The organism is Enterovibrio norvegicus FF-33, assembly GCF_000286835.2.
GTDB classification, from domain to species: domain Bacteria; phylum Pseudomonadota; class Gammaproteobacteria; order Enterobacterales; family Vibrionaceae; genus Enterovibrio; species Enterovibrio norvegicus_A.
Genome location: NZ_AJYD02000038.1, coordinates 3,196,617 through 3,209,845 on the forward strand (window position 1 = coordinate 3,196,617; position 13,229 = coordinate 3,209,845).

Annotated in this window: 13 protein-coding genes; 8 read left to right on the plus strand and 5 right to left on the minus strand. The window is 46.6% G+C overall.

From position 1 onward, the window contains the following. The first annotated feature begins 5 nt into the window (after positions 1 to 5). Together ppnN and xni are read left to right on the plus strand one after the other, a co-directional pair. Complete coding sequence (gene ppnN / locus A1OO_RS22260) at positions 6 to 1,376, plus strand: nucleotide 5'-monophosphate nucleosidase PpnN (protein ID WP_016959404.1); 1,371 nt, start codon at positions 6 to 8, stop codon at positions 1,374 to 1,376. A gap of 80 nt (positions 1,377 to 1,456) precedes the next feature. Then, complete coding sequence (gene xni / locus A1OO_RS22265; protein WP_026023998.1) at positions 1,457 to 2,230, plus strand: flap endonuclease Xni; 774 nt, start codon at positions 1,457 to 1,459, stop codon at positions 2,228 to 2,230. Positions 2,231 to 2,364: 134 nt separating this feature from the next. On the opposite strand, the gene rlmM is transcribed toward xni, so the two are convergent. The 4 genes from rlmM to A1OO_RS22285 all read right to left on the minus strand — a co-directional run bounded on the left by rlmM (position 2,365) and on the right by A1OO_RS22285 (position 5,397). Next, positions 2,365 to 3,432: a 23S rRNA (cytidine(2498)-2'-O)-methyltransferase RlmM gene (gene rlmM, locus A1OO_RS22270; protein WP_017004478.1), complete on the minus strand. Its 1,068-nt coding sequence runs from the start codon at positions 3,430 to 3,432 to the stop codon at positions 2,365 to 2,367. Positions 3,433 to 3,500: 68 nt separating this feature from the next. Then, positions 3,501 to 3,878, minus strand: a complete 378-nt coding sequence (locus A1OO_RS22275) for a DUF423 domain-containing protein (protein WP_017004480.1) — start codon at positions 3,876 to 3,878, stop codon at positions 3,501 to 3,503. Next, entirely contained in the window at positions 3,878 to 4,495 is a 618-nt protein-coding gene (locus A1OO_RS22280; protein ID WP_017004482.1) for an alpha/beta family hydrolase, read from the minus strand. The genes A1OO_RS22275 and A1OO_RS22280 overlap by 1 nt, the downstream gene beginning before the upstream one ends. Next, the gene (locus tag A1OO_RS22285; protein WP_016959399.1) at positions 4,492 to 5,397 is read right to left on the minus strand and encodes a transcriptional regulator GcvA; all 906 of its coding nucleotides are present in this window, start codon (positions 5,395 to 5,397) and stop codon (positions 4,492 to 4,494) included. The genes A1OO_RS22280 and A1OO_RS22285 overlap by 4 nt, the downstream gene beginning before the upstream one ends. Before the next feature lie 405 nt (positions 5,398 to 5,802). Between A1OO_RS22285 and A1OO_RS22290 the strand changes: the two genes are divergently transcribed. The 6 genes from A1OO_RS22290 (at position 5,803) to phaC (ending at position 12,300) form a co-directional block, all read left to right on the plus strand. Then, complete coding sequence (locus A1OO_RS22290; RefSeq protein ID WP_017004484.1) at positions 5,803 to 7,026, plus strand: aminotransferase class V-fold PLP-dependent enzyme; 1,224 nt, start codon at positions 5,803 to 5,805, stop codon at positions 7,024 to 7,026. Between the two features lie 15 nt (positions 7,027 to 7,041). Continuing rightward, on the plus strand, positions 7,042 to 7,464 hold the full coding sequence (csdE, locus tag A1OO_RS22295) for a cysteine desulfurase sulfur acceptor subunit CsdE (protein WP_016959397.1): 423 nt from the start codon (positions 7,042 to 7,044) through the stop codon (positions 7,462 to 7,464). A 551-nt stretch (positions 7,465 to 8,015) separates the two neighbouring features. Then, a complete protein-coding gene (locus tag A1OO_RS22300; protein WP_016959396.1) occupies positions 8,016 to 8,756 on the plus strand; it encodes an SDR family oxidoreductase in 741 nt (246 codons plus the stop codon). A gap of 50 nt (positions 8,757 to 8,806) precedes the next feature. Next, complete coding sequence (locus tag A1OO_RS22305) at positions 8,807 to 10,018, plus strand: acetyl-CoA C-acetyltransferase (protein WP_017004488.1); 1,212 nt, start codon at positions 8,807 to 8,809, stop codon at positions 10,016 to 10,018. Between the two features lie 54 nt (positions 10,019 to 10,072). Continuing rightward, positions 10,073 to 10,420 (plus strand): phasin family protein, encoded by a 348-nt coding sequence (locus A1OO_RS22310; protein ID WP_017004490.1) that lies wholly within the window; start codon positions 10,073 to 10,075, stop codon positions 10,418 to 10,420. Positions 10,421 to 10,482: 62 nt separating this feature from the next. Next, positions 10,483 to 12,300, plus strand: coding sequence for a class I poly(R)-hydroxyalkanoic acid synthase (gene phaC / locus A1OO_RS22315; RefSeq protein WP_016959393.1), 1,818 nt, complete (start codon positions 10,483 to 10,485; stop codon positions 12,298 to 12,300). Between the two features lie 77 nt (positions 12,301 to 12,377). On the opposite strand, the gene tcdA is transcribed toward phaC, so the two are convergent. Further along, positions 12,378 to 13,187: a tRNA cyclic N6-threonylcarbamoyladenosine(37) synthase TcdA gene (gene tcdA, locus A1OO_RS22320; protein WP_016959392.1), complete on the minus strand. Its 810-nt coding sequence runs from the start codon at positions 13,185 to 13,187 to the stop codon at positions 12,378 to 12,380. Between the last annotated feature and the right edge of the window lie 42 nt (positions 13,188 to 13,229).

Here is a 13,229-nt window from a genome sequence, read left to right on the forward strand (position 1 = left end):
TGACTATGATCACTCATATCAGCCCAGTCGGGGCAATGGATCTACTCTCTCAACTTGAGGTCGACAGACTCAAAGACACAGCAAAGAGCGATTTGTATCGCCTCTACCGCAACTGCTCATTAGCGGTACTCAATTCGGGCAGCCATACCGATAGCTCGAAAGAATTGCTTGAGCAATACAAAACGTTCGACATCCGCGTCATGCGTCGTGAACGAGGGGTGAAGCTTGAATTGGTGAACCCACCCGATCATGCTTTTGTCGATGGGAAAATCATTCGGGGTATCCAAGAGCACATGTTTTCGGTGTTACGCGATATCATTCACGTCAACGTGCAGCTCGAACATGCGAAGATATTTAATCTCACTAACTCAAACCACATTACCAATCTGATTTTCGATATTCTACGCAACGCAAAAGCAATGGTTCCGGGGCGCGATCCTAATCTTGTGGTCTGTTGGGGCGGACACTCCATCAACCCGATTGAATATCAATACACCCGTGAAGTTGGCCACGAGCTTGGCCTACGCGAACTCAATATTTGTACTGGCTGCGGCCCTGGTGCAATGGAAGGTCCAATGAAAGGTGCTGCTATTGGCCATGCTAAGCAGCGTGTCACAGGCAGTCGTTTCTTAGGGTTAACCGAGCCTTCGATCATTGCCGCCGAGCCACCGAACCCCATCGTCAATGAACTGGTCATCATGCCTGATATCGAGAAACGCCTCGAAGCGTTTGTTCGTGTGGGGCATGCAATTGTCATTTTCCCCGGCGGTGCTGGTACGGCGGAAGAGCTACTCTACTTGCTGGGTATTTTAATGCATCCTGACAATGTTGATCAGCCTATGCCTGTCGTACTAACAGGACCAAAAGAAAGTGAAAGTTACTTCCGTGTCATTGATGAATTTGTTCGTGATGTTATTGGTGAAGAAGCCACTAAGTACTATCAAATTGTCGTCGGCGACCCAGCTAAAGCAGCTCGCATCATCAAGCAAGGTATGCCTGCGGTGAAAGAGCACCGTAAATCCACTGGCGATGCGTACTCGTTCAACTGGTCTCTAAAAATTGCACCGGAATTCCAGCTGCCTTTTGAACCCAACCATGAAAACATGGCGAACCTCGATCTGCACATGAACCAGCGTCCTGAATTGCTGGCATCCGCATTGCGTCAAGCCTTCTCTGGCATCGTCGCGGGTAATGTGAAAGAAGAGGGTATTCGTGAAATTGAACGTAACGGCCCATTTAAAATTAATGGTGATGCCGTCTTAATGAAGAAAATGGATAAGCTTCTACGCGGTTTTGTTGAGCAGCAACGAATGAAATTGCCCGGAACTGCTTATGTCCCTTGCTATGAGATAGTGCAAGGCAAAGGTAACGGATAGAAACGGTTAGCCTTTCATTTATCTCTCAAGCAATTAGAATGGCCCTATTGGGCCATTTTTATTTAGCGGACACACCATTCATGTCTATTCATCTCGTCATCATTGATGCAATGAATCTTATCCGACGCGTTCATGCCGCCCAACCGGATCCGAACGATATCGACGGCGCTGCGCTGGTCTGCTGCCGTGCACTGAAGAAAATCATTAAATCGTCCGAGCCTACGCACATGGTTGCCGTATTCGATCATGCAGAGCAAGACAGAGGTTGGCGTGCAGAGCTGATCCCTGAGTACAAGCAAGGGCGCAAACCCATGCCAGAGCCCCTTCAACATGGCTTAAACAAAATTCAGGATGCCTTCTGGGACATGGGTATTGACTCACTGCTCTCATCTGGCGATGAAGCAGACGACATGATTGCCACACTCGCGGTGAAAGTTGCGAGCAGAAAGGGACAAGTCACAATTGTCTCGACCGACAAAGGCTATTGCCAGTTGCTCCAACCCACACTGCGTATTCGCGATTATTTTCAGCAGCGCTGGTTAGACAGTCCTTTTATTGAAAAGGAGTTCACCGTGCAGCCTCGCCAGCTTGTCGACTACTGGGGATTGGTTGGAATTAGCTCCAGCGGAGTGTCGGGTGTACCAGGTATTGGCCCGAAAACTGCGGCTACTTTGCTTCAGCGATATAACACGTTAGAGCAGTTGTTCACCGCAGATGATATTGAGCCTAAATGGCAGAAGAAATTGGACGGAAATGAAGATTTAGCACAGCGCTGCAAACAAGTAGCGACGTTAAAAACCGATATTACGCTCGGCTTTAATCTTCAAGATATTCGCTACACGCCTGACGCTTAATCCGCTTTTCACAACACAGTTTGCCATCTAACTAACATCACTCAGGCTAAGCATGAGTATGTGTCACCGCGCATGAATAACTAAACGGCAGCCATTTGGCTGCCGTTTCATTATGTGCGTTTTTCAACGTCGTATCAGTCTAGTCGACGAAGGTGTACCGTCACTTCTTCACGATCGTGATACAGGTGCTTAGCTTGAATTTCAAACTTCACGCCGTTTTGAATCAAAAACTTTTTCAAGTTATCAATGTCTTCTTTCACTTGCTCGTAGCGTCGATTCATCGGCAGCTTCAAGTTGAAAATGGCCTCTTTGGCCCAACGTTCAATGATCCATTCACCCATTAACTGCGCAACGCGATACGGCTTTTCGATCATGTCACAAACCAACCATGTTACGTTTTTACGTGGCGGCTCAAACTTGAACCCATCCGCAGCATGGTATTTAACCTGACCCGTTTCCATGAGACTTTCTGCCATCGCGCCATTGTCTACGGCATGGACGAACATTGAACGTTTCACTAATTGATACGTCCAGCCCCCCGGACACGCGCCCAGGTCAACCGCCCACATCCCCGGAGCAATTCGCTCATCCCAGTCATTACGTGGGATAAATGCGTGAAATGCTTCTTCTAGTTTCAGCGTTGAACGACTTGGCGCATCAGCAGGGAATTTCAAACGATGAATTCCCATGAAATGTGGCGAGTTGTTGTTGCTCAGTGAATAACCCACATAGCAACAACCTGGCGCAGTAAAGTAGATATGTAGCACAGGTTGCTTAAGGTTTTCTTTCGCCAGCAAAACACCGCGTTTACGCAATGCTTGACGAAGCGGAACCGTGAACTTACGGCAGAATTTAAGCAAGTCTTTACCTTGGTTAGTGTCCGGTGTTTCAACACGCAGATCACCGCATTTTGGTAACTCGCCGCCTAACGCCAAGATCGGTGAAATACGGTCACCTGGATCAAGATCAGACAGTTGCTCAACAACCGCAAACATCTGACGCGCAAAAATGAGCGACTTCAGAGGAAGCGTTTGAAGCAATTTCTCTGCATCGCCTTGCTGATAGCATTCAAACAACACATAGCCTGCATTTTTCTCTACGCGAGGAAAGCCGTAAACGCCTGCAGCTGTCGCTTTGTCTTGAATCTCACCTGCACATTCTTTTTCAAAGCCTTGACGGCAATACAATAAAATCTGATTCACACGATGCCTTTAAATGCCGTGGTAAAAATAACGCGCAATTATACCTCAGAAAACGTGATTCAGCGCACCTAACTCGTTTGTCGCCATAACGACCACGCAGCCAGCCCCCAGCCAATCAATAAACTCATGCCGCCAATAGGCGTGACAGGCCATAGCCATCGCCAATCCGTCAGCGCTAGACCATACAAACTTCCACTAAAACAAAGAATGCCCACCACGATAAAACCACCAGCAATAACCAGTAATCGCTGCGGTGCAACCATCAACCAAAGACCCAATACGATAAGTGCCAGCGCATGCCAGAGCTGATACTGAACACCCTTTTCAATAATTGAGAGCGCATAGGGCGTGATCTGTGATTTCAATCCATGCGCAACAAAAGCCCCCAACGCCACAGCCATCGCAGCGAAAAGACAGCCAACAGCCGCAAATTTGTTCCCCTTCATCAACCACCCCCCAATACAAATTCGGCAGTTTTATCTGCCGCCAATTGGCGGTTGCTCGCTTCAGTGTGTCCCGATACTTTACGCGGCTTCATGCTATGGTCGCCATCAGGCACGAAGATCACGGTCACTTTTTCGGATAGCGGATAGTTTTCGAGCTCTACACGGTTACCAAACGTATCGCGTTCCCCCTGTAAAATGAGCGTGGGTTTGGCAATTGTCGAGAGATGCTCACCTTTGTCCTTCTCGGGCTTACCGGGTGGGTGAAACGGAAAACCAAGACATACGATACCTTCAACGTCATCCCGCTCGGCTAAATGGCTTGCCATACGCCCCCCCATCGACTTGCCCCCGATGAAAGTCTTGCCTGAACCAAAGACGTCAATGACTTCATTGAAAGCCTCAAGTAGCTTTGGCGCTCTGTCTGGAGGACGTCGTTTCCCATCCTCTGCACGTTTAACCATATACGGGAAGTTGAATCTCACAACGCGAATGCCATGTTCTGCGATTTTTCCCGCCACATCCGCCATAAAGTCGTGGTTCATATCTGCGCCAGCACCATGGGCAAAAATAAAGGTCACGTCAGCGTGCTCTGGTCCATTAATGACGACATTGTTCATGCAGAAATACTCTCCTGTTCTGCCGCGGCTTTTGCTAACACCCAATCACGGAATGCCGTAATTCTTCCTGAATCAGCATCTCTTTGCTGACTGACTAAATAAAAAGCATTTTTGCTCATCAGAAAATGTTCGAACGGACACACCAAGCGCCCAGATTCAAGCTCAGGTTGCGCGAGTACGTTATTACTCAAGGCGATCCCTTGCCCAAGCGCTGCAGCCTGCAACACCATTGCTGAATGGCTAAAAATGGGACCATAGTTAAGATTAATATCAGTAATCTGATAGTACTTTGCATAAGCTGTCCAATCTTTACGTGAACGGTCGTGAAGCAAGGTGTGGTATTTGAGATCTTCCAGCGTGTTCAACGGCTTTTCGCTATGAAACACTGCAGGGCTGCACACTGGCAAGAGAAACTCAGGGTATAACTCATCACAGCGCAAACCGGGCCAGTTTCCGCGACCATAATAAATGGCGACATCGACATCATCAGTCAATGAGCCCTCTTCCAAATCAACGGCTTTAATCCGCACATCGATTTCAGGATGAGCCTGATTAAAATCCGATAAACGCGGCACTAGCCATTGAATGGCAAAGCTAGGCGGTAAACTGATCGTCAATGCCCCTTTCGCCCCGCGCTCCAATACTCTGTCAGTAGCATCCGCCAGTGACACAAAAATATCTTTAATATCGAGGAAGTAACTTTGCCCTTCCTCAGTGAGTAGCAAGGATCGATTACGACGCCTAAATAGCTTTAAACCAAGAAACTCTTCTAATGCCTTTATCTGATGACTCACCGCAGCTTGGGTGACGAACAACTCTTCTGCTGCACGCGTGAAGCTTAAGTGCCGCGCTGCTGTTTCAAACACTCGAAGAGAATTAAGGGGTGGTAGACGTCTGGCCATTTCTCGCCCTCATGAATAAGTTTTTCTAATGTAGAACATTATAAAATGTCCATTGTTCAGTCACCAGAGAAAACCTATAGTTTGCGTGCGCCATGAGATAAGCGTTCCCTACGTGCGTTTTATATTGTGGTTGCGATGTTGTGTTTGCATATTTCGGCCTCAGCCGAGTCTCGGTAGTCACATCTACCTTTGAATACATACCGTATTTTTACACCTTACTATGAAATAGTTTTTCATCGCACCGAGCATTTCACTCGGTGCTTTTTTTTGCTCAAATTTCACTGGTGGCAATCAATCCATCTTATTGGTCAAGCAGAGAGCATCAAACACTTTCTCTTGAGTTAACGACATAGAAAAGCGATCATCAACACCCTGTATCCCATTCAATAACGTGACGCCCAGATAATGACAACTCGCCCTTTTAATGTTGAAGCCATCCGCTGCGATTTCCCATCGCTGGATCAGTGCGTTAATGGACAACCTCTGGTCTATCTTGACAGTGCTGCCACCTCACAAAAGCCGTTGTCTGTCATTAAATGCATCACCGATTATTACTCTGGCGCTAATGCTAACGTTCACCGCGGCTCCCACTCTTTAACCGCATCGGCGACACAGCGCTTTGAATCGGCCAGACAAACGGTTGCTGATTTCATCGGTGCATCTGTCGACGGTATGGTTTGGACCCGCGGCGCAACCGAAGCGTTGAATCTCATCGCACAAAGCTACGCAAGACAAATACTCAAAGAAGGCGATGAGATCCTGATCAGTGAAATGGAACACCATGCCAATATTGTCCCGTGGCAAATCGTTGCAGAACAAACTGGCGCAAAAATCGTCAAATGGCCAATAGAACCCGTTCACTGCCAGCTTGATATGTCGGTGTTCGATTCACTGCTCAACCCTCGCACAAAATTAGTCGCAGTGGCCCATATCAGCAACGTAACGGGCACGCGAAATCCCATAGAAGCCATCATAAAAAAGGCACACGGCCTCGGGGCAATCGTCGTGGTAGATGGTGCACAAGCTATCGTGCATGAACGCATCAACGTCAAAGAAATGGACGCGGATTTCTATGTATTTTCCGGCCACAAATTGTTTGCCCCCGCAGGCATTGGTGCGCTTTATGGCAAACCCGCCATGTTGGAGGCAATGCCCCCCTGGCACGGCGGTGGGAAGATGGTGGAAAACGTCTCTTTTGAAGGGACGACCTATACAAGCTCTCCCGCCAAATTTGAAGCAGGTACGCCAAACGTCGCGGGGGCTCTAGCATTGGCTGAAGCCATTACGTGGTTAAATGGCGTCGATCGTGATGGCGCAGAAAAGCACATTGCATCACTTCAAGCGCAACTGGTTGATGGCATTCAAAATATTGAAGATCTGTCGATTATTGGCCTCCAAGCAGGAGCGAGCGTGGTGGCGTTCCATATCGATGGTGTGCATCACTCTGATATTGCAACCTTGCTTGACCAACAGGGCATCGCCATACGCTCTGGACAACATTGCGCGCATCCCTTAATGGATGCACTTGGCATCAGCGGGTGTGTACGAATCTCTATCGCCTTATACAATACCTCTGATGATATTAAACACTGCATCACCGCCATTCAAAAAGCTTGTGATTTACTCTAAGAAATAATGATGACTATGACTACATTTCCAGCACACCCTTTTGGTACAGACATTACTGCTGCAAATATCACTGAAATAATGGAAAAATGCCGTAACTGGGAAGACAAATATCGTCTAATTATTCAACTGGGTAAGCAACTACCTAATTTAGATGAGCAGCTAAAGTCAGAAAGCATGCCAATTCCCGGCTGTGAAAGCAAAGTCTGGCTAGTTTGGAGAATTGAAAACAACCTTTATCATTTTGCCGCAGATTCTGATGCACGCATTGTAAAAGGTTTGTTAACAATAGTGATAGCAGCCGTTGAAGGAAAAAGCCGTGAAGATTTAGTGGCATTTAATTTTGAGGCGTACTTCGAAAAAATGAATTTATTAGATCACCTTAGCCCATCTCGAAACAACGGAGTTCGTGCAATAGTAGAGCAACTTCAGCGAATATAATGCCCAAGATCAACACAAATCCCTTCATCAATTCAAAATGATAACTGACCACCTTACCGTACATTACACTTTTTAATGCTGAGACCTCAGTCAATAATTCCGACATTGAAGTTGCGTATTTTAGCTTTTATTCCTTTACTAAGTTTGCTTATTCTTTGCTCGGTATGCGCCATTATTGAAAATCTAAATAATTAGGTGTCTCTCTCATAAAAAATAAGCATTTTACCCAGATTAAAATCAAAAAGATCCAACCGGAAACCAAAGATTAACACCTCGTTAACCTTTGGTCATTTATTGTGGATCTAGATCTTGTTTTACCAATTCTCCCTCCATTCCTTTTGCCTTATTCAAAAGATTGTATATCTTTGAACTCAGTGGTCACAAAACCATCATAATAATAATTTAAAGTACTACTGAAACTAGTTGAGTTTCACTGGTTTCAACCCTTACGCGCTAATACTAAATAATTAACGGTGCCTGTATTTTTGGACTTCCAGATGCAGTTACAGGGGTCATGTTTCAATTGCTTGTTGTTAAGAATGGAGTCATCAATGAAGAAACTCGCGCTCATCACCGGATCAAAAGGTGGTATCGGCTCAGCGATCACAGAGAAACTGGTAAGTCAGGGCTATCGTGTTATTGCTACCTACTTCACCGGAAACCTACAGTGTGCCGAACAATGGTTCGATGAGAAGAAATTCACATCTGACCAAGTGCGCCTTTTCGAACTAGACGTTACAAACACAGAAGAGTGTGCAGAACGTCTCCCGCTCTTGCTATCTGAAGAAGGCACTATCGACGTTGTGGTTAACAACGCGGGTATCACCCGAGATGGTCTTTTCAAAAAAATGGCAGCCGAAAACTGGCGCACAGTTATCGATACCAACCTGAACAGCCTGTTCAATGTTACTCAACCTCTTTTTGCTGCAATGTGTGAAAAAGGCGGTTGTCGCGTCGTCAACATCTCCTCAGTTAATGGACTGAAAGGTCAATTTGGTCAAACCAACTACTCTGCTGCGAAAGCCGGCATGATTGGTTTTACGAAAGCATTGGCAATGGAAGGTGCGAGATATGGCGTAACGGCAAACGTCGTGGCCCCTGGCTACACAGCAACCCCAATGGTAGAAGCGATGCGAGAAGAAGTGCTCGAATCTATCAAAAGTGAGATTCCAATGAAACGTCTGGCTCGTCCAGAAGAAATTGCGGAAGCAGTGGCATATCTTGCTAGTGATGCAGGTGCCTACATCACCGGGGAAACGCTGTCAGTCAATGGCGGTTTATACATGCACTAAGGTTCACGTATTCACTCGTTGTACGTGCTCTAAAAAAGGAAAGAGTTAACATGGAAAAAGTGTATATCGTTGCCGCCAAACGCACGGCGATTGGCGCATTCACTGGCTCACTGAAAGACACACCAGCAGGCCAACTTGCCGCCGTTGCTATCAAAGGCGCATTAGCAGCCGGTAATATCGCACCAGATGCTGTTAACGAAGTCATCCTTGGCAACGTTGTTAGCGCAGGTCAAGGCATGGGTATTGGTCGCCAAGCTGCTATCTTTGCTGGGCTGCCTGAAACAGTTCCCGCTTACGCCATTAACATGGTATGCGGAAGTGGCATGAAAGCTGTCATGGATGCTGTCGCTCACATCCGTTGTGGTGATGCCGAAGTGGTTGTCGCTGCTGGTGTAGAGAACATGTCTCAAATCCCATTTGCTGCATCGGGCTCTTTGCGCGGCGGCCAAAAAATGGGTGACATCGGTTTAAAAGATCTTCTTATCAACGATGGTCTGACTGATGTATTCAACCAATTCCACATGGGTGTAACAGCAGAGAATGTTGCAGAACTCGTCGGTCTAAGCCGCGAGCAACAAGATGCTTACGCTCAACAAAGCCAACAAAAAGCGGTTGCTGCGATTGAAGCGGGACGATTCAAAGATGAAATCGTACCGGTTGAAGTGAAGCAACGACGTCAAACTGTTTCTTTTGATACTGATGAATACCCTAAATCAGACTGCACGCAAGAAGGCCTGGCGAAATTGCGCCCGGCATTTAACCGTGAAGGTTCTGTCACTGCGGGTAATGCATCAGGTCTGAACGATGGTGCCAGCGCGGTAATTGTTGCCTCTGAAGCTGCAGTTAAACGTCTGGGATTGAAGCCATTAGCAGAAATTACCAGCTACGCGCAAGTTGGGTTAGATCCTAAAATAATGGGCTTAGGCCCAGTGGGTGCTGTAACCGAAGCTCTGAAAAAAGCAGAGCTCTCGATTTCCGATATGGATCTGTTTGAACTCAACGAAGCCTTTGCCGCTCAGGCTCTAGGTGTTGTCCACCAATTGGCTGACACACATAACGTAAGTCCAGAAGCGATTTTGGAAAAGGCAAACGTTAACGGTGGCGCAATTGCATTGGGTCACCCTCTCGGCGCATCAGGTAACCGTGTTTTGGTTTCCCTGATCCACGAGTTGGAAAAACGCGAAGGCACATACGGTGTTGCTTCGCTCTGTATCGGTGGCGGCATGGGGACGGCAGTGGTCGTCAAACGTGCTGACAGCTAAGACGGTTTAAACAAAACCCCCTTGGATCTAATTAATACACTCAGGAGATACACCATGTACACAGATATGTTCAAAACATTCTCAGAGCAAACCGAAAAAGCACTGTCACCTTACGTGAAATTCAACAAACTGCTGGCTAAAAATGTTGAAACCCTAACCGAGCTTCAGCTGACTGCTGTTCGCACATACGGCGACATGGGTTTGTCACAAGTTAAAGCCGCTAGCAGCGTTACCGATGTAACGTCTATGACTGCATTTGGTGGCCAACAAATGGCAGCGATGACGAAACTCTCTCAGCAAATGATGGATGACAGCAACAAGCTGCAATCTATCGCCAAAGAGTTCAAAGAGGATCTCGAGCAACTGACTGCTGATAACGTGAAAGCAGCTACTCCAGCTTAAACTAGGTCGTCAACCCATCCTCTTTTCGAGGGTGGGTTGTTTCCGATCAAGAGGGTTTACACATGTATCAGAACTTCTTCTCGGACTACCTTGTAAAACTCCAAGAGAGTAACCAGAAATGGTGTAAGGATGTTGAGCAAGGCAAGGCAGCCGTAGATACCCCCTTAAATAAAGCGATGCAAGAGCAGAGCATGCAAGATACTGCAAAGCTTCTTGAGGGCGCTTCAAGTCAACCCGCCGCAATGCTGCAAATTCAAATGCAGTGGTGGGAACAGCAAATGCAAATTTGGCAAAACGTTGCACTAGAAGCCAACCAAACCAATATTGTATCGCCAGAAAAAGACGACAAACGATTCCAAGATGAAAGCTGGCAGGATGAAAAATTCTACAATTTCATCAAGCAATCATACCTATTATTTGGCCGCACCTATTTAGAAACAATCAACGCAGTTGAAGGCTTAGATGAGAAAGCGAAAGAGCGTCTGACGTTTTTCTCTCGCCAAGCGATTAACGCGATGTCACCTAGCAACTTCGTGGGCACAAACCCAGAATTGCTTAAGCTTACCTTAGAAAAAAAAGGTGAGAACTTGGTGAAAGGCCTTCAACAGCTCCAAGAAGATATCGAATCAAGCTCTGACATTTTAAAAGTACGCATGACCAATACCAATGCCTTCCGCATTGGTGAAGATGTGGCAAACACGCCGGGTGATGTCGTTTACAAAAATGAATTGTTTGAGCTCATTCAGTACCGCCCAATGACCGAAACAGTGAATGCAACGCCACTGTTAATCGTTCCGCCTTTTATCAACAAATACTACATTTTGGATCTTCGTGAGAAGAATTCAATGATGCGCTGGCTGGTAGAACAAGGCCACACCGTATTTATGATGTCTTGGCGCAACCCAGGTATTGAGCAGCGTGATGTTGAATTCGGAGATTACATCACCGAAGGTGTAGTGAAAGCCGTTAGCGCGATAGAAGACATCACCGGTCAGTCGCAAATCAACGCTGCTGGTTATTGCATTGGCGGTACAGTATTGGCATCGACCATAGCCTACTATTCGGCTAAGCGCATGAAGGCTCGCATCAAGTCAGCCTCATTTTTCACTACACTGCTCGATTTTGCGCAGCCTGGTGAAGTCGGCGCTTACATCAACGAAAGTTTAGTCAGTGCTATTGAGTTACAAAACAATTCTCGCGGATACATGGATGGTCGCTCTTTGAGTGTCACCTTCAGCTTACTTCGCGAAAACAGCCTGTACTGGAACTACTATGTCGACAATTACCTCAAGGGCAACAGCCCTGTCGATTTCGACCTCCTATACTGGAACAGCGACAGCACCAATGTCGCCGCAACAACACATAACTTTTTGCTGCGCGAGCTTTATCTCAACAATCGTCTGATTGAAGATAAAGGTGTCAAAGTGGGTGGAGTCTGGATTGATTTGAGTAAAATCAAAATCCCAACTTACTTTATCTCGGCAAAAGAAGACCATATTGCTCTGTGGCAAGGCACTTATCGTGGCGCGTTAAACATGAGCGGTAACAAAACTTTTGTACTCGGTGAATCTGGCCACATTGCAGGTATTGTGAATCACCCAGCAAAAGAAAAGTATGGTTTTTGGGTTAACGATGAACTGTGTGAATCAGCTGATGAGTGGTTTGATTCAGCGAAACACAACACAGGGTCGTGGTGGTTGCATTGGGATAAATGGTTAGAAGCTTACAGTCCGAAAGAGAAGGTCGAACCGTATCAAGCAGGTTCTGAAAACTTCCCTGTTCTAACTGTTGCGCCGGGAGATTACGTGAAGCAGGTGTTGCCTGTCGCAGCGAAACCCGAGCCTCAAGCCAAAAAGCCGCGCTCCAAAGTAGAAGCATAAGCTAACGCTCGCTTAAAACCAAAAGGCCGCAATGCGGCCTTTTTTGTCTTTGGTGCACAGGGTATTTCAAGGCTTATTTATTCAGCCATTTTCTTTGCTGTTAGCTTGGCAATAATGCGTGAAACCGCCACAAAACCAAAAGTCGCTGTCACCATCGTTGCTGCGCCAAATCCACTGGCACAATCCATTCGCTTTGGCCCTTCAGCACTCGCTTTAGTTTCACAAACACTGCCATCTGGCTGCGGGTACTTAAGCTGTTCTGTCGAGAACACGCAATCAATACCAAACTTTCGTCCTTTGGTCTTCGTGAAATTATGGAAACGACGTAAATTATTTCGCAATTTTGCTGCAAGCGGATCTTGTATGGTTTTCGTCAGATCTGCCACTTGGATTTGCGTCGGATCTATCTGACCACCTGCACCACCTACCGTGATAATTTTGATTTTATTACGCTTACAGTAAGCCAGAAGCGCAGTTTTTGGTTTAATGCTATCAATAGCATCAAGCACGTAATCAAAATCTTTAGTGATGTACTCTGGGATGTTTTCTTCGGAAATAAAATCATCGATCAGATTAACCTGACAATCTGGATTAATGGCACGAACACGCTCTGCCATCACCTCAATTTTACTCTGTCCGATTGTTCCTGCCATGGCATGGATCTGACGGTTGATGTTAGTCACACAGATATCATCCATATCAATCAACGTCAGTGCACCAATGCCACTGCGCACCAGCGCTTCCACCGCCCATGAGCCGACACCACCAATCCCAATCACACAAACGTGAGATTGCCTTAAAATCTCAAGCTCGGTCACGCCATATAAACGGCGTGTGCCACCAAAGCGTTGCTGGTAGCTTTCTGATGCTGGTGATGTTGTGGTCATACTAAATCGCTCAGTGTTTGGGTGGTGATAATAGAGTGCGGT

Bases quoted from the DNA above. Each gene is read 5' to 3' on its own strand.
- A1OO_RS22275 (WP_017004480.1), bottom strand. From the start codon at position 3,878: ATGAAGGGGAACAAATTTGCGGCTGTTGGCTGTCTTTTCGCTGCGATG.
- tcdA (WP_016959392.1), bottom strand. From the start codon at position 13,187: ATGACCACAACATCACCAGCATCAGAAAGCTACCAGCAACGCTTTGGT.
- csdE (WP_016959397.1), top strand. From the start codon at position 7,042: ATGACTACATTTCCAGCACACCCTTTTGGTACAGACATTACTGCTGCA.
- ppnN (WP_016959404.1), top strand. From the start codon at position 6: ATGATCACTCATATCAGCCCAGTCGGGGCAATGGATCTACTCTCTCAA.
- A1OO_RS22290 (WP_017004484.1), top strand. From the start codon at position 5,803: ATGACAACTCGCCCTTTTAATGTTGAAGCCATCCGCTGCGATTTCCCA.
- phaC (WP_016959393.1), top strand. From the start codon at position 10,483: ATGTATCAGAACTTCTTCTCGGACTACCTTGTAAAACTCCAAGAGAGT.
- xni (WP_026023998.1), top strand. From the start codon at position 1,457: ATGTCTATTCATCTCGTCATCATTGATGCAATGAATCTTATCCGACGC.
- A1OO_RS22310 (WP_017004490.1), top strand. From the start codon at position 10,073: ATGTACACAGATATGTTCAAAACATTCTCAGAGCAAACCGAAAAAGCA.
- A1OO_RS22300 (WP_016959396.1), top strand. From the start codon at position 8,016: ATGAAGAAACTCGCGCTCATCACCGGATCAAAAGGTGGTATCGGCTCA.
- A1OO_RS22305 (WP_017004488.1), top strand. From the start codon at position 8,807: ATGGAAAAAGTGTATATCGTTGCCGCCAAACGCACGGCGATTGGCGCA.
- A1OO_RS22285 (WP_016959399.1), bottom strand. From the start codon at position 5,397: ATGGCCAGACGTCTACCACCCCTTAATTCTCTTCGAGTGTTTGAAACA.
- A1OO_RS22280 (WP_017004482.1), bottom strand. From the start codon at position 4,495: ATGAACAATGTCGTCATTAATGGACCAGAGCACGCTGACGTGACCTTT.